At 64.2% G+C, this 23,088-nt stretch carries 18 protein-coding genes; 9 read left to right on the forward strand and 9 right to left on the reverse strand.

The window, feature by feature from the left end:
- The first annotated feature begins 84 nt into the window (after window positions 1-84).
- Genes AC0L2J_RS25075 through AC0L2J_RS25085 form a run of 3 tightly spaced genes read left to right on the forward strand, consistent with a single transcriptional unit; the run spans window position 85 to window position 3,728 of the window.
- Window positions 85-369, forward strand: coding sequence for a BrnT family toxin (locus AC0L2J_RS25075; RefSeq protein ID WP_473394844.1), 285 nt, complete (start codon window positions 85-87; stop codon window positions 367-369).
- A 10-nt stretch (window positions 370-379) separates the two neighbouring features.
- Window positions 380-2,518 (forward strand): DEAD/DEAH box helicase, encoded by a 2,139-nt coding sequence (locus AC0L2J_RS25080; RefSeq protein ID WP_473394879.1) that lies wholly within the window; start codon window positions 380-382, stop codon window positions 2,516-2,518.
- On the forward strand, window positions 2,511-3,728 hold the full coding sequence (locus AC0L2J_RS25085) for a GIY-YIG nuclease family protein (RefSeq protein WP_473394845.1): 1,218 nt from the start codon (window positions 2,511-2,513) through the stop codon (window positions 3,726-3,728). Before AC0L2J_RS25080 ends, AC0L2J_RS25085 begins: the two co-directional genes overlap by 8 nt.
- Window positions 3,729-3,926: 198 nt before the next feature.
- Here AC0L2J_RS25085 and AC0L2J_RS25090 read toward each other — a convergent pair whose 3' ends face one another.
- On the reverse strand, window positions 3,927-6,374 hold the full coding sequence (locus AC0L2J_RS25090; RefSeq protein WP_473394846.1) for an adenylate/guanylate cyclase domain-containing protein: 2,448 nt from the start codon (window positions 6,372-6,374) through the stop codon (window positions 3,927-3,929).
- Window positions 6,375-6,658: 284 nt separating this feature from the next.
- Complete coding sequence (locus AC0L2J_RS25095; RefSeq protein WP_473394847.1) at window positions 6,659-8,752, reverse strand: AsmA family protein; 2,094 nt, start codon at window positions 8,750-8,752, stop codon at window positions 6,659-6,661.
- A 235-nt stretch (window positions 8,753-8,987) separates the two neighbouring features.
- On the opposite strand from AC0L2J_RS25095, the gene AC0L2J_RS25100 reads away from it, so the two are divergent.
- Entirely contained in the window at window positions 8,988-9,662 is a 675-nt protein-coding gene (locus AC0L2J_RS25100) for a Crp/Fnr family transcriptional regulator (protein WP_007599026.1), read from the forward strand.
- 7 nt (window positions 9,663-9,669) lie between these two features.
- Here the strand turns inward: AC0L2J_RS25100 and AC0L2J_RS25105 are convergent, their stop codons facing one another.
- From AC0L2J_RS25105 to AC0L2J_RS25130, 6 genes are all read right to left on the reverse strand, one after another.
- Window positions 9,670-9,906: a DUF4926 domain-containing protein gene (locus tag AC0L2J_RS25105; protein ID WP_083843118.1), complete on the reverse strand. Its 237-nt coding sequence runs from the start codon at window positions 9,904-9,906 to the stop codon at window positions 9,670-9,672.
- Window positions 9,906-10,238 carry a DUF6883 domain-containing protein gene (locus AC0L2J_RS25110; protein ID WP_473394848.1) on the reverse strand — a complete coding sequence of 111 codons (333 nt, stop codon included), beginning with the start codon at window positions 10,236-10,238 and terminating at the stop codon, window positions 9,906-9,908. The genes AC0L2J_RS25105 and AC0L2J_RS25110 overlap by 1 nt, the downstream gene beginning before the upstream one ends.
- A gap of 30 nt (window positions 10,239-10,268) precedes the next feature.
- Window positions 10,269-13,418 (reverse strand): efflux RND transporter permease subunit, encoded by a 3,150-nt coding sequence (locus AC0L2J_RS25115; RefSeq protein ID WP_473394849.1) that lies wholly within the window; start codon window positions 13,416-13,418, stop codon window positions 10,269-10,271.
- Window positions 13,418-14,347: an efflux RND transporter periplasmic adaptor subunit gene (locus AC0L2J_RS25120; protein WP_007604451.1), complete on the reverse strand. Its 930-nt coding sequence runs from the start codon at window positions 14,345-14,347 to the stop codon at window positions 13,418-13,420. The genes AC0L2J_RS25115 and AC0L2J_RS25120 overlap by 1 nt, the downstream gene beginning before the upstream one ends.
- Before the next feature lie 158 nt (window positions 14,348-14,505).
- Window positions 14,506-15,177: an OmpA family protein gene (locus AC0L2J_RS25125; protein WP_007604452.1), complete on the reverse strand. Its 672-nt coding sequence runs from the start codon at window positions 15,175-15,177 to the stop codon at window positions 14,506-14,508.
- Between the two features lie 145 nt (window positions 15,178-15,322).
- Window positions 15,323-16,834, reverse strand: a complete 1,512-nt coding sequence (locus AC0L2J_RS25130) for a caspase family protein (RefSeq protein ID WP_473394850.1) — start codon at window positions 16,832-16,834, stop codon at window positions 15,323-15,325.
- Between the two features lie 372 nt (window positions 16,835-17,206).
- Between AC0L2J_RS25130 and AC0L2J_RS25135 the strand changes: the two genes are divergently transcribed.
- Window positions 17,207-18,013: an N-acyl homoserine lactonase family protein gene (locus tag AC0L2J_RS25135; protein ID WP_473394851.1), complete on the forward strand. Its 807-nt coding sequence runs from the start codon at window positions 17,207-17,209 to the stop codon at window positions 18,011-18,013.
- Window positions 18,014-18,157: 144 nt separating this feature from the next.
- Here the strand turns inward: AC0L2J_RS25135 and AC0L2J_RS25140 are convergent, their stop codons facing one another.
- Window positions 18,158-18,700 (reverse strand): MarR family winged helix-turn-helix transcriptional regulator, encoded by a 543-nt coding sequence (locus AC0L2J_RS25140; protein ID WP_473394852.1) that lies wholly within the window; start codon window positions 18,698-18,700, stop codon window positions 18,158-18,160.
- 109 nt (window positions 18,701-18,809) lie between these two features.
- Between AC0L2J_RS25140 and AC0L2J_RS25145 the strand changes: the two genes are divergently transcribed.
- The 4 genes from AC0L2J_RS25145 to hmgA are packed head-to-tail and all read left to right on the forward strand — an operon-like array spanning window position 18,810 to window position 23,000.
- Window positions 18,810-20,432 carry an FAD-dependent oxidoreductase gene (locus AC0L2J_RS25145; RefSeq protein WP_473394853.1) on the forward strand — a complete coding sequence of 541 codons (1,623 nt, stop codon included), beginning with the start codon at window positions 18,810-18,812 and terminating at the stop codon, window positions 20,430-20,432.
- A 13-nt stretch (window positions 20,433-20,445) separates the two neighbouring features.
- Window positions 20,446-20,667, forward strand: a complete 222-nt coding sequence (locus tag AC0L2J_RS25150) for a DUF2783 domain-containing protein (protein WP_473394854.1) — start codon at window positions 20,446-20,448, stop codon at window positions 20,665-20,667.
- A 27-nt stretch (window positions 20,668-20,694) separates the two neighbouring features.
- Complete coding sequence (locus AC0L2J_RS25155) at window positions 20,695-21,651, forward strand: MBL fold metallo-hydrolase (protein WP_007604459.1); 957 nt, start codon at window positions 20,695-20,697, stop codon at window positions 21,649-21,651.
- Between the two features lie 2 nt (window positions 21,652-21,653).
- Window positions 21,654-23,000: a homogentisate 1,2-dioxygenase gene (gene hmgA, locus AC0L2J_RS25160; protein WP_473394855.1), complete on the forward strand. Its 1,347-nt coding sequence runs from the start codon at window positions 21,654-21,656 to the stop codon at window positions 22,998-23,000.
- Window positions 23,001-23,088 lie beyond the last annotated feature (88 nt).

A 23,088-nucleotide genomic window follows, 5' to 3' on the forward strand; every position in this document is an offset into this window, starting at 1 on the left:
GCCGCCACCCCGCAAGTCGTGAGAATGGCGCTGGACGACCCCTGGTTTAGAACATATGATGAACGTCGCTGAGGGGGAGCGTCCATGCAAGGGTTCGAATGGGACCCCGAGAAGAACATTGCGAACCTGCAAAAGCACGGGCTGTCCTTCGAGGAAGCCGCCACGATGTTCAACGGACCGGTCCTGACCGGCCCGGATGACAGCGCCGGCGAGGTTCGTGAGAAGAGCTTCGGGCTGCTGGGTGGTGTGGTCGTGGTTTGCGTTATCCACACCGAGCGGCAGGGAAAGATTCGCATCATCAGCGCCCGTAAGGCGACGGCAAGAGAAAGAAAGTACTTCGATGCCTATCTCAAAAAAGCGCTTAGCTGAGTTGGCGGCCTTGCCGGATGGCGCCACCGATACCGCCGATATTGCGGAGGCGGACGAGGCGTTCTTTCGCGCGGCCAAACTGCGGCAACCGAACGCGTTGAGCGGCGTCCCGTCAGTCGCCGTCAGGTATGCCAGGACCGGAGCAGCGACCCGAGCGAATGCGCTGGGGATGCGGCCGATGCAGGAGAAGGCGTTCGAGAAGCGAGGCGAGCAATATCTGCTGATCAAGTCGCCGCCTGCGTCCGGAAAGAGCCGGGCGCTCATGTTCATCGCCCTCGACAAGCTCCACAACCAGAATATCAAACAGGCGATCATCGTCGTGCCCGAGAAATCCATCGGCGCGAGTTTCCAGGACGAGCCGCTGACCCGATACGGGTTCTGGGCGGATTGGACCGTCGTTCCCAAATGGAATCTCTGCGACGCGCCCGGCGCGGACAATGGGGGCAAGGTCAATGCTCTCGGCGCCTTCCTCGAAAGCAGCGACAAGGTGCTGGTGTGCACCCACGCCACCTTCCGTTTCGCCGTGGACAAGTTCGGGGTCGAAGCCTTCGACGGCCGGCTCATTGCTGTGGACGAGTTTCACCACGTCTCCGCCAATCCCGACAACAGGCTTGGCCAGCAGCTCGGCCAGCTCATCGCGCGCGACAAGGTGCACATCGTCGCGATGACCGGCTCCTATTTCAGGGGCGATGCCGAAGCCGTGCTGGCGCCGCACGACGAGAACAAGTTCGATGAAGTGACTTACACCTATTATGAGCAGCTCAACGGTTACGAGTACCTCAAGGAACTCGACATCGGCTATTTCTTCTATTCGGGGTCTTATGCCGACGACATCATGAAGGTGCTCGATCCCGCTGAAAAGACCATCATTCACATTCCCAGCGTCAATGCCCGCGAAAGCACCAAGGACAAAATCAAGGAGGTCGAACACATCATCGAGGAGCTGGGCGAATGGCAGGGGATTGATCCGGCCACCGGTTTCCAGTTGGTGAGGTCACCCGGGGGACGTGTCCTCCGGATCGCCGATCTCGTCGACGACAATCCCGCGAAGCGCGACCGGGTGTCTGGCGCGCTCAAGGACCCCGCTCAGAAGAACAACCGCGACCATGTCGACATCATCATCGCGCTCGGCATGGCGAAGGAGGGGTTCGACTGGATCTGGTGCGAGCACGCGCTGACCGTGGGGTATCGGTCGAGCCTTACGGAGATCGTGCAGATCATCGGCCGCGCCACCCGTGACGCACCCGGCAAATTCCGCACGCGCTTCACTAACTTAATCGCCGAGCCCGATGCGTCGCCGGAGAACGTCAATGAAGCGGTGAACGACACGCTGAAGGCCATTGCCGCCAGCCTGCTCATGGAGCAGGTGCTCGCGCCGCGCTTCGAATTCAAGCCGAAGAACCCGGCGAGCAGTCCTGAGGAGGGGTTTCACTATGGCGAGGGAGGCTACGACCCGGCCAAGTGCAATGTCGGCTTCAACGAAGGGACCGGCCAGTTTCAGATCGAGATCAAGGGCCTCGTCACACCGAAGAGCGAGGAGGCGCAACGTATTTGCCAGCAGGATCTGAACGAAGTGATTGCCGCGTTCGTCCAGGACAAGACGGCCATCGAGCGCGGGCTGTTCGATCCCGAGGTGGTCCCCGCCGAGCTGACCCAACTTCGGTTGGGAAAGATCATTAAGGACAAATACCCCGACCTGGATGACGGAGACCAGGAAGCGGTGCGCCAACACGCAATTGCAGCGCTCAATCTGACGCAAATGGCAAAGAAGGTCGCTTTGGCTGGGACCGAAGGTCCGAATGAGTCCAACCCGAACACGGCTTTTGTGGATGGTGTGCGCAAATACGCGATGGACGTGCGCGAACTGGACATCGACCTGATCGACAGTATCAATCCTTTCGGCGAGGCCTACGCCATCCTCGCCAAGACCATGAGCGAAGAGAGCCTGAAACAGGTTCAGGCCGCGATTTCGGCAAAGCGTGTCAGCATGACGATCGATGAAGCGCGCGACCTCGCCAAGCGTGCCCTGAAGTTCAAGCAGGACCGCGGTCGGCTGCCGTCGATCACGGCCGCCGACGCCTGGGAGAAGCGCATGGCCGAAGGCGTCGCCTTCCTGGCCCGTATGAAGGCTGAGGCTGCGCGTGGCTGACTTTACTGATGAGGACGACGCACTACTTGAAGAGCTGGGCGTCGAGGTCGAGGCCAAAAAGGGCGCGAGCCGGACGCCGCGCGAAGAGCGGATCATTGCCGGATTCGAGGAGATTCAGCGTTTCGTCGACCAACATGGTCACCCGCCCCAGCACGGTGAAGACCGCGACATTTTCGAGCGGTTGTATGCGGTGCGCCTGGATCGTCTCCGCGATCTCGCCGACTGCCGCGCCTTACTCGAGCCGCTTGATCGCCAAGGGCTTCTGGAAAGCACAGTGTCCTCGCCGATGGGTTTCGCCGAAGAACTCGATGATGATGCGCTCCTGTCTCAACTGGGGGTCGACGCCGACGCGCCGGCCGACATCACCGAACTCCGTCATGTCCGCTCATCTGCGGAAAAGCGCGCCGCCGAAGAGATCGCAAACCGGACGAAATGCGAGGATTTCGATCAGTTTCAGCCCCTGTTCGCTAAGGTAAAGCGTGAGCTCGACGCGGGCATCCGCGAAACACGCCCGTTTCAGACCATGGCCGAAATCAAGAAAGGCGAGTTCTTCATCGTTGGCGGACAGATCGCCTTCGTTGCGGAGGTCGGCGAGGAGTTCATCTCACAGTACGACCGCCGCGACAGCCGATTGCGTGTGATCTATGACAACGCAACGGAGAGCGACGTGCTGCTCCGCTCGCTCCAGCGTGCGCTGCACCGTGACGATGCGGGGCGCCGCATCACCGATCCCAACGCCGGGCCGCTGTTCGCCGACGAGAGCGAGGACGGCGATCTCGCGAGTGGAACGATTTACGTCCTGCGGAGCAAGTCCGATCATCCTGCCGTTGTGGCCAATCGCGAAGTGCTTCACAAGATTGGGGTCACTGGCGGCGACGTCGCCAAGCGCATCGCGAACGCCAAGCTCGACGCGACCTACCTGATGGCCGACGTCGAAATCGTCGCAACTTACGATCTCTACAACATCAACCGCACTCGGCTAGAGAATCTGATCCATCGTGTTTTTGGCCGCGCCCAACTCGATCTCGAAATCAAGGATCGGTTCGGACATCCCGTCGTTCCCCGTGAGTGGTTCTTGGTGCCGCTCTTCGTCATCGACGAGGCGGTCGACCGCATCAAGGACGGGACGATAACGGACTACACTTACGATCCGAAGAAGGCCGCTTTGGTGAAGGTAGGCGGGGGTAATTTGCCAAGAGGCTCGAAGTAAGGAGACCTCACAGCATTGGGCAAATCGCACCAAAGCGGGATCGGATGAGTCCGGCCTAATCGCCCGATAATGCCACCCTGCCGGTGTTTTGCCCGACGAGTCAAACCGCTTCCAGCCAATTCCGGGCCCGCGTAACCCATTGATCTTGCAGGCCCCGGCTACTGTGCATGGGGTTGTTTTCGCAGTTTTTTGTTCTGGCTACCCGCGCCGCCTCGCCGCGGCGGCATCCACCACGTTCTCGACCTCCTCGCGCCACGACAAAATCTCCATCGCGAGCACGGGGTGGTTGAAGCCTTTGAGCACGAGATCGTCGAGCGCGCGGGCTTCGACCCAGGGCTCGACCATGCCGTAGACGCGGCGGCTGACGACGACCTGACCGGCCTTGGCTTCGTCGCAGAGGCGGGAGGAGAGATTGGTGACGCTGCCGATCGCGGCGTATTCGAGCCGCTGCTCGAAGCCGATCTGGCCGAGCGTGGCGTAGCCCATGGCGACACCGACGCCGAAGCCGAGCGAGTGGCCGCGGTTCTTCCATTTCTCGGTCAATTGGCCAATCACATCGCGCATCTCGACCGCCATCTTCACGGCGCGCTTGGTATGGTCGGCGAACTGAATCGGCGCGTTGAACAGGATCATCACGCCGTCGCCGGCAAAGCGGTCGAGCGTGCCTTCATAGCGGTGGATCAGCTCGCCGAGCGCGGCGTGATATTCGCGCAGCACGTTCATCGCCTCTTCCGGCTCGGTCGCCTCCGTGAACGAGGTGAAGCCGCGCAAATCACAGAATACGACGGTGACCTCGCGGCGATGGCTGTCGAGCAGCGCGTCGTGGCCGTCGGACGATGCGATCAGCTGCGCGACCTGCGGCGCGAGGAAACGTTCGAGCCGCTTGATGCGGCCGATCTCCCCCAACTGTTTCTCGACGCGCTCTTCCAGCGAGCGGTTCCAGTTGCGCAGCTGCTCGGTCTGCTCCTGGAGCTTGGCAGCCTGCTGCTGCACGGTTTCGTGCGCAGCCGCGAGCTCGCGGCCCTTGTGGTCGACCTCGGTGAACAGCCGCGCGTTGCGCATCGCCAGCACGGCCTGGTTGGCGAAGGTGCGCATCAGGCCGATGATGCTGGGGGCGAACTCGCCGCTGGCGCGGCGCAGCACGACCAGCGAGCCGAGCGTGCCCTGCTGGTCGACCAGCGGCACCACCAGCACCGAATGGAAGCCGGCCTCGATCGCGACCTCGCGCAGCGGCTGCTCGGAGGCCTGGTCGAGATCGGCAATCACGATCGGCTCGCCGCTCCCGGCCGCATCGCTCAGGATATTCTCGCCTTCGTCGATGGTGACATGGGCGCCGTCGGCGGATTTGTCGATGCCGTTGGCCTCGACCAGATTGAAGCGGCGCGCCTCGGCATCATAGCCGTAGATCAGCACCGCGTCGGCATGGGTGATCTCGATCGCGCGCGCGGCGATGGTCGGCAGCACGGCGTTGAGATCGAGCGAGGCGGCGACCGCGCGACCGACCTCTTCCAGCACCTTGAGCTCGTTGATCGACTGCGCGAGATCACGGGTGCGCTCCTCGACCTTGGTCTCCAAATCCGAATAGGTCTCCTGGATCTGGTCGGCCATGCGGTTGAACTGGCCGGCGAGATCTTCCAGCTCGTCCGAGGTGTGCACCTCGATGCGATGGCTGAAGTCGCCCTCGCCGAGCTTGTGCGCGCCGTCGCGCAGCGCGGTGATCGGAATGATCATGCGGCGGGCGAGGAGCGTGCCGGCGAGGATCGCGACCAGCAGGCCCATGCCGATCAAAAGCGCAATGCGCACCAGCTGGTCGCGGATCGGCATCAGGGCCTGCGTGGTCGGTTGCTCGAACATCACGCTCCAGCCGAGCTTCGGCACGGTGCTTGCGGCGCTCATCACCGCATGGCCATTGAAGTCGGTGCCCGAATTGTCGGGCTCGTGGGCCGGTGCAACCGCGGCCGCAACCTGCGGCAGCTTCGAAAGGTCCTTGCCGACCTCAGGCCCTTTCGAGGACGTCGCCAGCACGCGGCCGCGCGGATCGACCACATAGGCGAAGGCGGCCTTGCCGACCTGGGCGTCGGAGAGGTACTCGGAGAGGAAGCTGAGATCGAGCTCGGCCACGGTGACGCCGGCGTTGAAACCGGAATGCGCCACCGAGATCGACATGAACGGCGTCCGGTCGGAGAACCAGGCCGGCGCGTAGCTGACGCCGCGGGCGACTGTGTCGGTGAAGCGCATGTCGCGGGAGAGATCGGCATTGCTGCCGGTCGTGGTCGACTGGCGCGAGACGCGCAGCACCTCGCGGCCGTCACCGTTGAGCTGGAACAGCTGAGTGACGACCGAGACCTGGTGCAGCAGCTGGGCGTAGTCGGCGCGGCGCTTCTCCAGCGTGTCCTGGCTCGCCCGCGTCACCCAGCTGATCTGGCGCTCGAGCTCGGAGATTGACTGCTCGATCCGCCGCGCGGCAGCCTGCGCCTTGTCCTCGAGACCGTCGGTCAGCTGTGTCTTGGTGGCGCGGTAGGAGATCCAGCTTTCCATCGCGCCGTTGACGGCGAGCACGAACACGACCAGGCCGACGAGAGAGACGACGTATTTGGCGAACAGACCCTCGCGCAGAAACCGTGTCTTGTCGTTCGCTCCTGCCATCCCGATCCTCTCGCGCCGCCATCGGCGCCGGCGCTACGGGCCGCACGGACCCTGCGAGCCTTCTAGCACAATTTGGTCCAAGGGACTGTGAAGGGACTGGTCAAGGGCCGGCCGTGCACCCGGCGTGGTTACCCGACTTGGCTACTCCCTTAGACGCTGGCAGGCGGAAGTATGGTGAATTGTCGCAGTCTCATCCGTTTGGAGGAAGCCGCGGCCGGGGACGCCGATGTAAGGGGATGGCCTTGGCAAGGGAGGGCTCGGAGTCCAGCGCTTTGGTCCTGCAATCATCGATTAAAAAGCTGCCGCAGCACGTCGTTCATCGGCTGGCTGTCCTGCTGCGCCGCCGGCGGGTCCTCCAGGGCGGGGGACGCCGGCGAGGCTTGCGGCATCGATGTGGATGGCGCTGCAGGCAGGCTGCGGCTGCGGCCGGTGGCAGTGCCGGTGCCGGCGGCAGTCCCAGTGCCGTTTCCCGTACCACTGGAAAGTCCCTGCTGGATCAGATTGCCGAGCGCCTCGCCCAGGGGGCCACCGAGCAAATTGTTCTGCCCGGAGGGCTGCTGAGTTTGCGGATTGGCAGTGCCGGCCGCATTGCCGCCACCCGGCGCGGCGGTCCCTCCGAGACCAAGGTTGCTGCCAAGGCTGCCCAAAATATTGCCGAGCCCGGCCCCATCAGCGCCGAACAGCCCCTTGCCCATCTCGCGCAGCTTGGCATAAGCGGCGTCCGGATTGTCCAGCATGCCGGCCATGTCGGGATAGATCCGCGGCTGCGACCAGGGGCCCTGGATCATCACGGGGATGCCGAAGCCGACCGGCTCGGCGGCGCGGCCCTGGCCTTCAGTCGTCATCACCAGCTTCGGCTCGACGCGAAAGCCCATCATCTTGGTGTCGAGTGCGATCGTGCCGGCGCCGGTCACGCGGACCAGCGGTCCGGTCAGGCTGAGATCGGTCGTCACCGCCTGGCCCTTGTCGATCCGAAACGACGCCGAGAGCTGCGACAAATCCGTGCTCTGCTCCCGACTGTTGTCCTGGTTTGCCTGCCAGCCGGACAGCGTGCCCGATGTCAGCGAGCGGATCATCTGTGCGACGTTGATGCCGCGAATGGCGCCGTCCTGGAAATTGACGAAGGCCGTGCCCTGCATGTTCGCCATCAGCGCGCGCTGGCTGGTGCCGGCGCTGCGCAATGCGAGCTTGGCCTGCAGCTTGCCGTCGATCCGGTCGAATTCGGCGAGGCCATGCAGCAGCGGCAGCGCGCGCACGCCGGCGAGATCGGAATGCATGGCAAAGCTCGGCGCGCCGCTGGTCGCATCCAGGATCAATTCGCCCGTGACCTGGCCGCCATAGGCGCCGAGATTGGCGGTGCCGGCCTTCAGCACGCCGCCGGCGAGCTTTGCATCGACCGCCAGCGGCGCGAGGCGCGCATCGCCGATCACCGCCTCATGCGCGGAGATCCTGATTTGCGCATCGACATAGTTGAGCCCGGACACGTCGATCGGCGCATCGCTCCAGGGCTGCCCGGACGCGCCTTCCGGCGATTTCGCCAGCGGAATCGCGAGCCGCTGGAAGTCGAGATCGACCTTGACCAGAGGCTTGCTCGCGATATCGATCGAGGCCCAGCCGTTGAACGCGCCATCGCCGAGCGTGCCACTCACGCCGTTGATCATCACGACATCGCCGCTCAGCCGCATCTCGGCATGACCCGCGAGCCGGGACTTCAGCACGTCCGGCATGTCGATGGCGAAATCCACCGGAATGGTCGGCCGGTCCGCCGGCGGTGCCGGCGTGGTCGCCTTGATGTCGAATTTGGTCGGATGCTCGCCGACCCGTGCGGTGCCGGTGATATTGATCTTGCGATCACGGCCGACGATCGCATCGGCATTGATGGCGCTGATGCGGCTCTCGACGCGATCCCGCACGCGCGCGAACGCGATCTCGCCATCGGTGACCTTGATGCGGTCGATGGCGGCACCCTCGGTATCGAGCGCGACCGGCTTCGACGTGCCGCCGGCATTCGGCAGGCGCTCACGCAGCAGCGGCTGGTAGAGCACGGGATGGGTGACGACGAGCTCGCTGATCTTCGGGCGGCCCGACCAGACGCTCGAGAGCGACATGTCGGCCTGCACGCTCTCGATGGTCAGGCGCGTGATGCCGCTGCGGTCCTTGGGGTCGGCAAGCGTGAGGTCGTTCAGCGTCACGTTCAGCGTCGGCCACAGGCTGATTCGGGTCGTGCCGTCGATCGACAGGCGATAGCCGGTCGCGCTCTCGACCCGCGAGGCAATCGTCGAGGTCAGAAAGCCCGAGGGGACTCCGACCACCAGCAGGAGTGCGATCACGATGACGACTGCGGCCACCGCCGCGCCGGCGAATTTCACTGCTCTCATGTCGACTTTCCAGCGGCAGACGACCGGCGTCCAATCCGGCAGATGACGGTCATTTGCACGCGTCCTTTGCGCCTGAGTTTATCCCGGGACGGGAAGCGGCTCCAAGCACGTAAAAATAGTCTGGGGGTGCTGCAAAGTTATGTGACTTATGGCACACTTCCCCGGCGCGGTTTTACGCGATCCTGATGTTGATGGTTCCAAGCGATTTGCCAACCAAATTCACAAGGACATTGAAATGAGCAAGCAGGCCGAATTTGCGGTCATCCTCAAGATGAATGCGATGTTCGCCGATCTCGGCGCAGACGAGCTCCAGCGGCTGGCGAATCTCTGCCACACCCAGCATCTGGGGAATGGCGAGGTGCTGTTCCAGAAGGGCGACGCGGGCGATGCGCTGTTCGGCGTGCGCCGAGGCCAGGTCCGTATCGAGACCGGCGCCTCCGACGGCAGCCGCCTGACGCTGAACTTCATGGGGCCGGGCGACCTGTTCGGGGAAGTTGCGGTGCTGGACGGCCAGAGCCGCACGGCGGACGCGACCGCGGGCGAAGCCAGCGAGCTGTTCGTGCTGCGGCGCGAAGACTTTCTCGCCTTCCTCGAGCGCGAGCCGAAGGTCGGGATCAAGATCATCGCGCTGCTGTGCCAGCGCATCCGCTGGCAGAGCGAGCGCATGGAAGAATCCATGCTCCAGCCACTGCCGGTTCGTCTCGCGCGGCGCCTCTGCGCGCTCGCCGCCGATTTCGGCTCGGAGGTGCACATCTCGCAGGAGCAACTCGGCGTGTTCGTCGGCGCCGCCCGCGAGAGCGTCAACCGCCAGCTTCAGGCCTGGCGCAAGGAAGCGATCCTCGATCTCCAGCGCGGCCGCATCCTGCTGCGGAACATGACCAAGCTGACGGCGATCGCGCGGAACGAGTAGGATGCAACTAGGCTGCTTCCGGCACGTAGTGCAAAACAAGCAGCTCGGATCGGGGACAAGGAGCGACGGCATATGGCCGCCCATCATCGTCGCTGAATTCGACGAGCACCGTCGTGCCGTCGAGCTCTTCGACAACGGTGCCGACGTTCCCCCGCGCCAACCGGTGGTCCGGAAGGTTTGCCAGCAACGCGACAACATCCAGTGCCCCTGGCGCTCGATCTTCGTTGTTGTTTACTGCGCTCATTATACCACCCAACAGGTGACGAAGGTTGGCCGGTCCTCGCCGGCTCGTACAATCCATGCGGTTCTTACCACGGCCTGCTTCTGATGTCGCCTGAGCAGGATATCTATGTGCCAATGGCTCCCCCAGCGATCTGTCGCAATCTGGACCGCATCGCCTGTTGGTGCGGCTTCAAGCAGGGCTTCGCGAAGCCAAGAGGCATCTTCACGTCGAAGATCGAGCGCGTCGCGGAAGACCCTTGCCTTATGCCGACCGCGTGGATGCGAGGGACTTAGGCAGTAGTCTTCGATCTTCCGAATGTCGATGGTGGCGTTCTTGCCATTCGGAATATGCATCTTTGTGAAACCCTGTCGCTCGCCCGGAACCTACTCCGCCGCAGGGTGCACGATGTTTTGCGGCCCTGGTGCCGCTCCCACCGGCGCCGCCTCGTGATGACCGGCGTCCTCCGCATCTTCGCTGTGCACGACCAGCCGCTTGGCGAAGCGCCAGATCAGGGCGCCGAGATCGTCCATCACCATGAACATCGCGGGCACGAACACCAGCGACAGAATGGTCGAGAAGATCAGGCCGCCGATCACCGCGAGCGCCATCGGCGAGCGGAACTCGCCACCCGCACCGACCGCGAGCGCGCTTGGCATCATGCCCGCGGCCATCGCGATCGTGGTCATCACGATCGGGCGGGCGCGTTTCATGCCCGCGTCGATCATGGCTTCTTCGCGCGGTGTGCCGGCGTGAATGGATTCGATGGCGAATTCCACCAGCATGATCGCGTTCTTGGTGACGATGCCCATCAGCATCAGGATGCCGATCCACACCGGTGTCGTGAGCTGCTTGCCGGTGATCAGCAGGGCCGCGATCGCGCCGCCGATCGAGAGCGGCAGCGAGAACAGAATGGTGATCGGCTGCAGGAAGGTGCCGAACAGCAGCACCAGCACGGCGTAGACCATCATCAGGCCCGCCGTGATCGCGGTGGCGAAGCCTTCGGACAGTTCGTTCAGGCTTTCGGCGTCGCCAGAGGGGGAGACCTTCACGCCCTTCGGCCGGCTCTTCATGACCGGAAGGTCGTAGATCTTCTTGGTGGCGTCGCCGAGCGCGGCGGAGCCGACGAGATCGGCTGCGACGGTGGCCTGTCGTTCGCGATCGTAACGGTTGATGCTGGTCGGCCCCTGGTCGAGCTTGACGTCGGCGATGACGGAGAGCGGCACGCCGCCTTTCTCGCCATGCTCGCCGAGCGGCACGCGCAACTGTTCGAGCGTCTTCAGATTGCCGCGCGCGGCATCCTCGAGCTGCACGCGGATCGGCACCAGACGGTCGCCGACGTCGAACTTGGCGAGCGCGGGGCCGACGTCGCCGATGGTGGCGACGCGGATGGTCTGCGACAGGCTTTCGGTCGAGACGCCGAGCCGTGCGGCGAGATCGGCACGCGGTTCGACGCGCAGCTCGGGTCGCTCCAGCGTGGTTTCCGAGATCACGTTGGAGATGGTGGGAATCCGCTTCATCTGCGTCGCGAGCTCGCTGGCGACGTTGTTGACGATGTTGGCGTCTGCGCCGGTCACGACCAGCGAGATGGCGCGCAGGCCGTTCTCGTCGAGGAACCAGAAGCGGATGTCCGGAATGTTCTCCAGCTCCTGGCTGATCGAGAATTCGAGCTCGCGCTGGGTGATGTCCCGGCTGTCCTTGGGCGTGTAGTTGATGATCAAGGCGGCGCGCCGGACTTCCTGGGTCCCCGGTGGAACGCGGCCGCCGTCGACGAAGATGCTCTTCACCTCGGGCCGCTTGCGCAGGCGCGCCACGATGTCTTCGGTGACTTTTTCAGTGTAGGCGAGCTGGGTGCCTGGCGGCAGCTCGAGGGCAACCAGCGAGCGCGAGCTGTCCTGCGCCGGCAGGAAACCCTGAGGCAGCAGCGTGATGCTCCAGATCGAGGCGGCGAAGACGCCGAAGCCGACCAGCACCGTAATGAAATAGTGCTTCACCGACCAGGCCACGAGCCTGTGATAGGACCGCAGCACGCGGCCGGGCGGCGGCTCCTGGTGATTGCCATGTTTGAGGAAGTAGGCGGCGAGCACCGGCGTGACGAAGCGCGCCGCGAGCAGCGAGAAGAACACCTGCACCGAGACGGTGATGCCGAACTGTTTGAAGAACTGTCCGGCGATGCCCGACATGAAGCTCGCGGGTGCGAAGATCGCGATGATCGTCAGCGAGATTGCGATCACCGCCAGGCCGATCTCATCGGCGGCTTCCAGGGCGGCACGATAGGGCGACTTGCCCATGTTCATGTGCCTGACGATGTTCTCAATCTCGACGATGGCGTCGTCGACCAGGATACCCGTCGACAGCGTGATGGCGAGGAAGCTGACGAGGTTGAGCGAGAAGCCGAGCAGGTCCATCGCCCAGAACGCCGGGAAGATCGACAACGGCAGCGAGATCGCGGCGATGATGGTGGCGCGCAGGTCGCGCAGGAACAACAGCACGATGACGACGGCGAGGATGGCGCCTTCGAACAGCGTCGAGATCGCCGCGTGGTAATTGCCGTTGGTATATTCGACCGAGGTGTCGATCACCTTCAGGTCGACGTCGGGATAGGTGGCCTTGAGCGTGTCGATGCGCTTCTGCACGGCCTCGGCGACCTTCACGTCGCTGGCACCCTTGGAGCGCTTGATGCCGAGCGCGACAATTGGCTCGCCGTTGAAGCGAGCGAAGGTGCGGCGGTCTGCGATGGTGTCGGTGACGGTGCCGAGATCGTCGAGCCGGACCTCGCCGCCGCCGAACAGCGGAATCATGGTGCCGGCGAGGTCGCTCAGCGTCTTGGCGCCGGCGAGGGTGCGGATCGCCTGGTCGTTCTTGCCGATCTCGGCGCGGCCGCCGGCGACGTCGACATTGGTGCCGCGCAGGCTCTGGCTGACATTGACGGCCGTCAGCCCCATCGACTGCAGGCGGTCGGGATCGAGCGAGACCAGGATCTCGCGCTCGACACCGCCGATGCGCTCGACCTGGGCGACGCCGCGCACGCCCTGCAGCGCGCGCTTGACCACGTCGTCGACGAAATAGGAGAGCTGCTCCGGCGTCTTGCCGGGCGAGATCGCGGCGTAGGTAACGATCGGCAGGCCGATGACGTCGACGCGCTGGATCAGCGGCTCGGTGACGTTCTGCGGCAGGTTCGAGCGCACGCGCGTCACCGCGTCCTTGACGTCGTTGAGCGCGCGGTCGGTGTTGGTTTCCAGCGCGAACTGGATCGTCGTCACCGACAAGCCGTCGGTGATCTGCGAGGTAATGTGCCTGACGCCTTCGACGCCGGAGACGGCGTCTTCAACCGTCTTGCTGACCTGGGATTCGAGCTCGGCGGGTGCCGCGCCGAACTGCGATACCGCGACCGAGATCACGGGAATGTCGGCCGAGGGTAACCGCGTCACTGCGAGCTTGGTGAAGGACACCCAGCCGAGGATCAGGAGGATGATGGAAAATACGACCGACGGCAGCGGGTTGCGGATCGACCATGCCGAGATATTGAGAGCCATCAGCGTACCCGCGTGCGATCGAGTTCATCAGCGAACATGGTCTTGATCTGGTCGCCGTCATGCAGCGAAGAGCCGGCGTCGGCGACGACGATCTCGCCGACGTTGAGGCCTTCCAGGATTTCCGTCGCGCTGTCCGACGACAGCCCGACCCGTACCTTGCGCGTCTCGACAATGTTGCTCTTGACGACCTGCACGGTGAGATGGTCGATCGCGGTCTTGGGAACCGCGACGCCGCAGCTTCGCTTGGCGTCGATCGAGGCGCGGGCGAACACGCCGACTTTCAGCGAAGGATTGTTGGTGACGCTGATGCGCACGCGGCCGAGCTGGGTGGCGCGATCGATTTCGGGCGCGACCAGCCTGACCCGCCCGATCAGATCGGGCGCGTCGTCGCGGCTGATGCGCACGGTCGCGCCGGAGCTGAGCTTGGCCATGTGCACAGCAGGCACCTGCGCGTCCAGCTCGATCTCGTTGTTGACGGCGATGCGGAACATCGGGCCGGCCTGCGGCGAGGCCGGCGCACCGACGATGGTGCGGACCTCGGTGACGAGGCCCGGCGCAGAGGCTTTCAGCGAGACCGGACCTTGCGGGCCGGGCCGCTGCGGCTGGCCCGGGATCTGGGGCGGCGCGGTCAGGCGCGCCAGCTCCTGATTGTCAGTGACGAGGGTGCCCTCGGTGACGAAGAGGTCGGTGACCCTGGATCCCTCCTGGTCGGCGATGACCACGGCTTCGCGGCGCGGCACGAAGAAGCCGGTCACCCGGACCAGGTCCGAGAAGCAGGCATTGGTCGACTTGGTCACGATGACCAGCGCCTCGCTCGGGGTTTCCTTGGGCTCGGCGCGGTGCCGGTGCTCGAACAGATAATAGCCGACGCCGAGCGCGATGACGAAGACCACCGTTCCGGCCGGCTTGAGATATTGGGAGAGGTTCATTGCCGGATCGTCCTGGCCTGGCTCACGGCCATCCGCGCGCGGCCCGTGGAGAGCGTTTCCCTGAAATAAAGCAGCGTCCCGCAAGCCTGCGGGACGCGCGCTGGAAGCGAGACTTTACACCACATCACGACTTGTCACTTCAAAGGATTACGTCGTGCTCACTTCGATGCGGTGGTCTTGTTTTCCATGTTGACGACCTGCACGCGACGATTGACCTCCGCCATCGGCTGGGCCGGGTCCTTCAGCTTGCTCTTGCCGTAGCCGACCGTGACGAGGTCGGTCGCGGAGATGCTGTACTTTTCGACCAAATAGCGCTTGATCGAATCCGCGCGGCGCTCCGACAGATCCTGATTGTAGCTCTCGCCGCCGGCGGCGTCCGTGTGGCCGGCGACCACGAAGGTCGAGCCTTTCAGGTCGGGGCTGGTCAGCGCGCGGCCGAGCGCCTGGACCGAGGCAAGCGATTTGGCGCTGATATTGGCCGAGTTGTAGTCGAACGTGATTTCCAGATCGATGTTCGGCTTGTCCTTGGCCGCCGACGCGATTTCTTCGCGCTCGGTCGATGACAGCGATCGTGTCGAGCGGCCGCGCACGGACTGGATCAGCTTGGTCTCCGTCGCACTTGGTGCGGGATCGGCCTGCGGAGCGATCGAGAGGCCGCGGGTCAGCGGCTTCTTCGACGGCGGCGCCAGCGCGCGGACGATCTCGTCCTCGGTGACGTTCTTGCTGTTGCCGTCGTCGCCCGCGAATGCCAGCGGGATCGTCAGCGACAGCGCGGCGCCAACGGTGATGATGGACAGGATTGCGGTAAGTCCCTTTGCAGCCAATCTCATAGCCAGTCCCTCCTGAGCAGCCAGCTCGCGCGGTTCCAAAATCCCTGCAATAAGCCCCCCGAAGGACGGCCTGCGGCATCCGTTCGATTAGTCTTCGCCGGGCCGTCGCGGGTTCGAGGCACATCGGCCTCGATCCAAAAAAATATCAACGCACTCCGTAGCTTGCGAATTCCTGAACAATGTTCGGGTCCATTGCCTTGGCATTGGCGATGTCGAGTGCACCTTCCTGGGCCGAGCCGTTGCGCTGCTTGGCGATCCCGCGTCCGAACAGCGAGGAGGTCAGGCGCGGATTGATCCTCAGGGCAGCCTCGAAATCGGCGATGGCGTTCTTCACCGCCCCCGATTTCAGATTGACGAGCCCCCGGCTGTCCAGCGCGTCGACGAAGTTCGGTCGCAGCCGCAGGGCCTCGTTGCAATCCTTCAGCGCGCCCTGGAGGTCGCCGACCACGGTGCGGGTCCAGCAGCGATTGTTCAGGGCCTCGACATCCTTCGGATTGATCCGGAGCGTCTCGTCAAAATCCTTGATGGCCAGGCTGTAGGCGCCCTTGCTGGCATAGACCTGGCCGCGCCGGTAAAGCGCGTTCACGTCGTCCGGATTGGCCGCGATCTTGGCGGTCAGCCCCTTGATCGTGGGGTCCTCGGCCAGCACGGCCGCACTCGGCCCGCTCTCCATGCTCGGAGCGGTGACGGGATCGGCCGGAATGACAGGCGGTGGCGGCGGCGGTGCCGGCGGCAAGGCAGCCTCGACCTGCGGCTTCGGTGACGGAGCCGGTGCTGCCACTGTGTCGGCCGGTTTCGGCGGCACAGGTGGTGGCGCGGGCGGAGCCGGCGGCGGGTTGTTGGCGACGACCGGCGGCGGCGCGGGAGGCGCAGGTGGTGGCGTCGTCGTCGGGCGCGAGCCACCGGCCCCTGGAATGAACGAGAAATCCTCGGCCAGTGACGAGGATATCCACGGCACCTGCTCGCCCCTGGAGGCGCGGGTGACGCCCATCTTGGTGCGGTTCAGCGTCTCCTCGGCCATCAGGTCGGGGACGCGGATTTCCTTGAGGAGTTCCTGGACGAACAGGCTGTGCTCGCCGCCGGCGTCCGATACCACCGAGGCCAACGCCGCCGAATACATGACCAGCGTGCCGTTCGGCGCGATGACGGGGGTGAGGCCAGCCGAGAAGCTGCGGAACCGGCGCTCGAACGGATTGCGCCGGGAGGCATCGACCAGCGCGATCTTGACGCCGGCGCCGCGGGTATTGAGCTCGCCAAGCACGGTTTCGAGGCTGATGCCGTCGCGCCGCACGTCGGATTCGGTCCAGATCTGCGCATCGATCGGCAGCAAATAGCTCTGCCGCGCGGACTGGATGCCGAAGCCGCTGAAGAACACCAGGGCCACCGACCCCGGCTTGATCTTGCCGTAGAGCTTGTCGAAGGCGCGGCGCATGCCGTCGCCGGTCAGGTTCTCACCGATCTCGACGGAAAAGCCGTCGCGCTTGAGCTCGTCGGCAACGTCGCGCGCGTCGTTGAGCGGTTCCTTCAGGGGAGCGTCGGCGTCCGGATATTTGGCATTGCCGATGACCAGCGCAAAGCGATCGCCGGCCGCAAGTGACGGAGCGGTCGGGATGAGCGACACGAGCAAGGACAGAACGAAAAGCAGGCGAATTTTCATAATTAGCGCGATCCAGCCAAAAAGGCGCCGTTTCCAGCTTGCGCCGCGGCGACCTTAACTTACGCAATGTGCATTATCAAACCGGGGAAGGGGGGCGTCAACCGCTTGCGGATTCGGCGCGATCGCGACAATTGACCGCGACGCATGGGCATGTGGCGGGGGGAATAAACGGGCGGTCACGATTGCACGCGATGCATTCTGGTTGTCATTGCGGCTGCACGTTAGGGCAGCCGTGGCGACAAGAATGTGATTGGTCTCACATTGCGGACGGGCCTCCTTCGCAACCTCCGGTGTTTGACCTTTGCGGTGGACGATGGCTTGGTGCGGTCGATCGCCCTGAAGGTGCATCCACAAAAGAGCAAGATCAAAACCATGGGAAACGCCTACGAAATCTACGCCCTGCGCTATGCGACGATGTCGCCGCGCACGCCCAATATGAACTTTCTCGCGCCCGACCCGCATGACAGCGCGGCGCAGGACCTCGACTATTTCGTCTGGCTGATCCGCGGCAACGGCCGCGACATCCTGGTCGATACCGGTTTCAATGCCGAGGAGGCGGGCTTGCGGGCCCGTAAGCTGACGCTCAATCCGGTCGATGCGCTGGAGCGGTTTGGTGTGTCGGCAGCGAGCATTCGCGACATCATCGTGACGCATCTGCATTACGACCATGCCGGCAATCTCGACCGCTTCCCGAACGCGCGCTTCCATCTCCAGGAGCGCGAGATGGCCTACGCGACGGGGCGCTGCATGTGCAACGGACTGCTGCGACATCCGTTCTCGGTCGAGCACGTCACCCAGATGGTCCGCCATGTCTATGGCGAGCGCGTCAATTTCTATTCCGGCGACGGCGAGGTCGCGCCCGGCGTCACCGTGCACCGCGTCGGCGGCCATTCGGACGGCTTGCAGGTGGTGAGGGTCGAGACCGCGCGCGGGTCCGTGGTACTGGCGTCCGATGCCGCGCATTATTACGCCAATCTCCAGCGGAGGAGCCCGTTCCCGATCGTCTACAATGTCGGCGACATGGCCGTCGGCTGGGAGACGATCGAGCGTCTCGCCGGCCATCCCGACCGGTTCATTCCCGGCCACGATCCGATCGTGACGGAGATCTATCCGCGCGCCAGCGACCAGGGCGACGTCTGGGCGCTGCATTTGCCGCCGTCGCGGTCGTTTGCGAACTGACGGTATAGCGCCTCATGGTGAGGAGGAGCGCCGTCTCGAACCATGCAGGCCCGGCTGCTACACCTCGGCCTTCATCCTTCGAGACGCGCGCAAGGGGCGCGCTCCTCAGGATGAGGAGCTGGTGTCGCTGCGATGGGCGACCAATCAATACGCCTGCTTGGCGTCGGCCTCTTCGCTGGTCTGGATCAGGTCGAGGCTCTGTTCGATCTTGCCGAGCAGCGTCGATAGCTGTTTGCGCTCCTGCGCGGAGAGGCAGGCGAGGATCTCGTCTTCCCGCCGCAGCAATTGCGGAAACAGCTCCTCGTAGAGCGTGCGGCCTTTCCTCGTCAGTCGCAGGCGGAATTCGCGGCGGTCGGCTTCGTTCTCGACGCGCTCGATCAAACCCTGTTGCAGCAACATGGTCACCGCACGGCTGATGGTGGATTTGTGCGTGCGGGTGCATTGCGCGACGTACTGTGCGCTGCAGGCATCGTTGCGGAAGCCGAGCGTCGCGATCACGCGCCAGGCCGGGATGTCGAGGCCGTGACGTTCCTGATATTCGACCGAAAGCGCGGCGCTGACCTCCGCGGCGAGCCGGTTGAGGCGGAACGGCACGAACCTGAACAGGTCGAGCCGTGTTTTTGGTCGCGGTGAAGCCTCATCGGCCTCGCGTGTCTTCAGCGCGATGTCGCTGGATGTCCTCGCCAAGGAGAGCGCTCCGAATTCCAGTTGACGGCCGGCCGGCTCCGGTCCAAAATAGTTGCACGTGAGACTATTAGCAGATCAGGCCTCTCCTGACCAGAGCCGAGGTTAGCGCATGGCGAAGGCCAATACGCATCAGGCTAAAACCCAGTTCGGCTATCGCCGCCATCCCGATCAGGATCGTCTTGGCCAGAGCGCGGCCGAGCATCCCGTGGTGGTCGTCGGCGCGGGCCCGGTCGGGCTGTCGCTGGCGATCGACCTTGCCCAGCGCGGCCAGCCCGTCGTCCTTCTGGATGATGCCGACCGCATCGGAGAGGGCTCCCGCGCGATCTGCTTCTCGAAACGGTCGCTGGAATATTGGGACCGGCTCGGCGTCGGCGACCGCATGGTCGACAAGGGCGTGGTCTGGAGCGTCGGCCGCATCTTCCACGGCGAGCAGCAGCTCTACCAGTTCAATCTGCTGCCGGAGGACGGTCACAAGCGGCCGGCCTTCATCAATCTCCAGCAATATTACGCCGAAGCCTATCTGGTCGACCGCATCAGCGAGCTGCCCGAGATCAATCTGCGCTGGCGCAACAAGGTGACGGCGCTGGAGAGCCGCAACGATTCCGTCGCGCTGACGATCGAGACGCCGGAGGGCGCCTATCGCCTGCACGCGCAATATGTCGTCGCCTGCGACGGCGCGCGCTCCTCGCTGCGGCAGATGGTGGGCGCCGACTTCGCGGGACAGGTGTTCGAGGACCAGTTCCTGATCGCCGACGTCAAGATGACCGCGGAATTCCCGACCGAACGCTGGTTCTGGTTCGATCCGCCGTTTCATGCGGGACGTTCGGCGCTGTTGCACCGACAGCCCGACGATGTCTGGCGCATCGACCTCCAGCTCAATCGCTATGCCGACCCGATCGTCGAGAAGAAGCCCGAGAACGTGCGGCCGCGAATTGCGCGCATGCTCGGCCACGACAAGTTCGAGTTCGAGTGGATCTCGCTCTACAAGTTCCAGTGCCGGCGGATGGACCGCTTCGTCCATGGCCGCGTGATCTTCGCGGGAGATTCCGCGCACCAGGTCTCGCCGTTCGGCGCGCGCGGCGCCAATTCGGGACTCGAGGACGCCGAGAACCTCTCCTGGAAGCTCGACCGCGTGCTGCGCGGCGCCTCACCCGCGAGCCTGCTCGAGAGTTATCATGTCGAGCGCAGTCTGGCGGCCGACGAGAACATCCGCGAGTCCACCCGCTCGACCGATTTCATGGCGCCGAACTCGCATCAGGAAGCGCGGCTGCGCAAGGCGGTGCTGTCGCTGGCCAAGGAAACGGAGTTCGGCAAACGCATGGTCAATGGCGGGCGGCTCTCGGTGCCGTGCAGCTATGACTCGCCGCTGGCATCGCCGGATGCGGATGCGTGGCGCGGTGGCCCGCTCCCGGGTTGTTCGATGCTCGATGCTCCCGTTGCGACCCGCGCGGGCGAGCAGGGCTATTTGACGGATGCGTTCCGCAAGGGTGGAACAGACTTCACCTTGCTGTCGTTCAGCAATGGCTCGGCGATTGAGGCGCCCGTTGGTGTGAAGGACATCCGCATCGGCGGTGAGGACGGGCTCGCAGATCCGGCGGGGCTCACCGCAAAGCGCTATGATGCGGAACCAGGCTCAGCCTACCTGCTCAGGCCGGACGGTTACGTTGCGGCGCGCTTCCGTCACCCCACGCGCACTGGCGTCGCGGCAGCGCTGTCACGCGCCCAAGGCTGAATTGAGGATTGGCATGCCGCTCTCGACCAGCTCCAATTTCGCGCGGCCCGACGACGCCTTTCGCGCCATCGTGGAGGCGCATCGGGGCTTCACCGACGAGCAAAGCGCCGATTTCGACGCGGCGCTGGTGCTGATCCTCGCCAACCATATCGGCGATATCGACGTGCTGCAGGAGGCGATCCTCCTCGCCAAGCGGCGCATGATCGACGGCCAGCAGCAACAGCAACAACAATAATAACCCAGTGACTTGAAGGATGAACTGATGGCGAAGAACTTCGCATCCACCGGCGACCTCTCCGAGAAGAAGATCACCTTCTCCGAGATCGGCACCGATCTCTACGCCTTTACCGCGGAGGGCGATCCGAACACCGCGATCATCGTCGGCGACGACGGCTGCCTGGTGTTCGACGCGCAGTCGACGCCGGCGATGGCCAACAAGGTGATCGAGCGCGTCCGGACCGTCACGGACAAGCCGATCAAATATGTCGTGCTGTCGCACTATCACGCCGTGCGCGTGCTCGGTGCCTCCGCCTACAAGGCGCAGGGCATCGTCGCCTCGCAGGAGACCCACCGCCTGATCGAGGAGCGTGGCCAGCAGGATTGGGATTCCGAGTATGGCCGCTTTCCGCGCCTGTTTCAGGACGCATCGAGCATTCCCGGCCTGACCTGGCCGACGCTGACCTTCGAAGGCGAGATGTCGATCTATCTCGGCAAGCGCGAGGTGCGCCTGATGCAGCTTGGCGCCGGCCACACCTCCGGCGACATCGTTGCCTGGGTGCCCGATGCCGAGGTGATGTTCTCCGGCGACCTGATCGAATACCACTCGGCCTGCTATTGCGGCGACGCGCATTTGCGCGAATGGCCGCTGACGCTGAACGAAATCCGCAACTTCAATCCCAAGGCGATCGCGCCGGGCCGCGGCGACGCGTTGAAGGGTGTCGCCACGGTGCGCGAAGCCATCGCGATGACGCGCGACTTCGTCACCTCGCTCTACGGCGCCGCTGAAATCTCGGTCGCCAAGGGCCGCACGCTGAAGGAATCGATGGCGGCGACGCGCGAGGTCATGGATCCGAAATTCTCGAGCTTCGCCATCTACGAGCACTGTCTGCCGTTCAACGTGTCGCGCGCCTATGACGAGGCGTCGGGGATCGACGACCCCGTGATCTGGACCGACAAGCGCGACCAGGAGATGTGGGCCGCCCTGCAAGGAGGAGGATAGTCATGAACATCAATACCTCGCCCGATCAGATCATTCGCAGCACGGCCCAGGTCACGCCGGGCTACATGTCCGGGTTCGGCAACAGTTTTGAAACCGAAGCCCTGCCGGGTGCGCTGCCGATCGGGCGCAACTCGCCGCAGCGCTGCGCCTATGGCCTCTATGCCGAGCAGCTTTCCGGCTCGCCCTTCACCGCGCCGCGCGGCAGCAATGAGCGCTCCTGGCTCTATCGCATTCGCCCGTCGGTGAAACATTCGGGCCGGTTCGAGAAGGCCGACGGCGGCCTGTGGCGGTCGGCCCCGTGCCACGAAAACGATCTGCCGATCGCGCAATTACGCTGGGATCCCGCGCCGATCCCGAAGGAGGACATGACTTTCCTTCAGGGCGTGCAGACCATGACCACCGCCGGTGACGTCAACACCCAGGCCGGCATGGCCGCCCATGTCTATCTCATCACCAAGTCGATGGTAGACCAGCACTTCTACAATGCCGACGGCGAACTGATGTTCGTGCTGCAGCACGGCAATCTTCGCATCGTCACCGAGTTCGGTCGCATCGATGCCGAGCCCGGCGAGATCGTGGTGATCCCACGCGGCGTCAAGTTCCGCGTCGAGATTCCGAACGGACCGGCGCGCGGCTATCTCTGCGAAAACTACGGCGGCGCCTTCACGCTGCCGGAGCGCGGGCCGATCGGCGCCAACTGTCTCGCCAATGCCCGCGACTTCCTGACACCGGTCGCGCACTACGAGGACAAGGACACGCCGACCGAGCTGTTCGTGAAATGGGGCGGAGCTCTGTTCAAGACCACGCTGCCGCATTCGCCGATCGACGTCGTCGCCTGGCACGGCAATTATGCGCCGTACAAATATGATCTGCGCAGCTTCTCGCCGGTCGGCGCGATCGGCTTCGATCATCCCGATCCCTCGATCTTCACCGTGCTGACCTCGCCGTCGGAGACCGCGGGCACGGCGAATATCGACTTCGTGATCTTCCCCGAGCGCTGGATGGTCGCCGACAACACCTTCCGCCCGCCGTGGTATCACATGAACATCATGAGCGAGTTCATGGGCCTGATCTACGGCGTCTACGACGCCAAGCCGCAAGGTTTCGTGCCGGGCGGCATGAGCCTGCACAATTGCATGCTGCCGCACGGCCCCGATCGCGATGCCTTCGAGCACGCCAGCAACGGCGAGTTGAAGCCGGTCAAGCTGACCGGCACCATGGCCTTCATGTTCGAGACCCGCTACCCGCAGCGCGTCACCGCGCACGCCGCGAATTCCGCGACGTTGCAGGACGACTACGCGGATTGCTGGAAGGGCTTGGAAAAGCGGTTCGATCCGAACCGGCCGTAATGTTCTTTCCCTCTCCCCTTGTGGGAGAGGGTGGCTCGCCGCGCAGCGGCGAGACGGGTGAGGGGGTGTATAAGCGCGTGGACATGTA

Source organism: Bradyrhizobium sp. MV1.5, assembly GCF_055807615.1.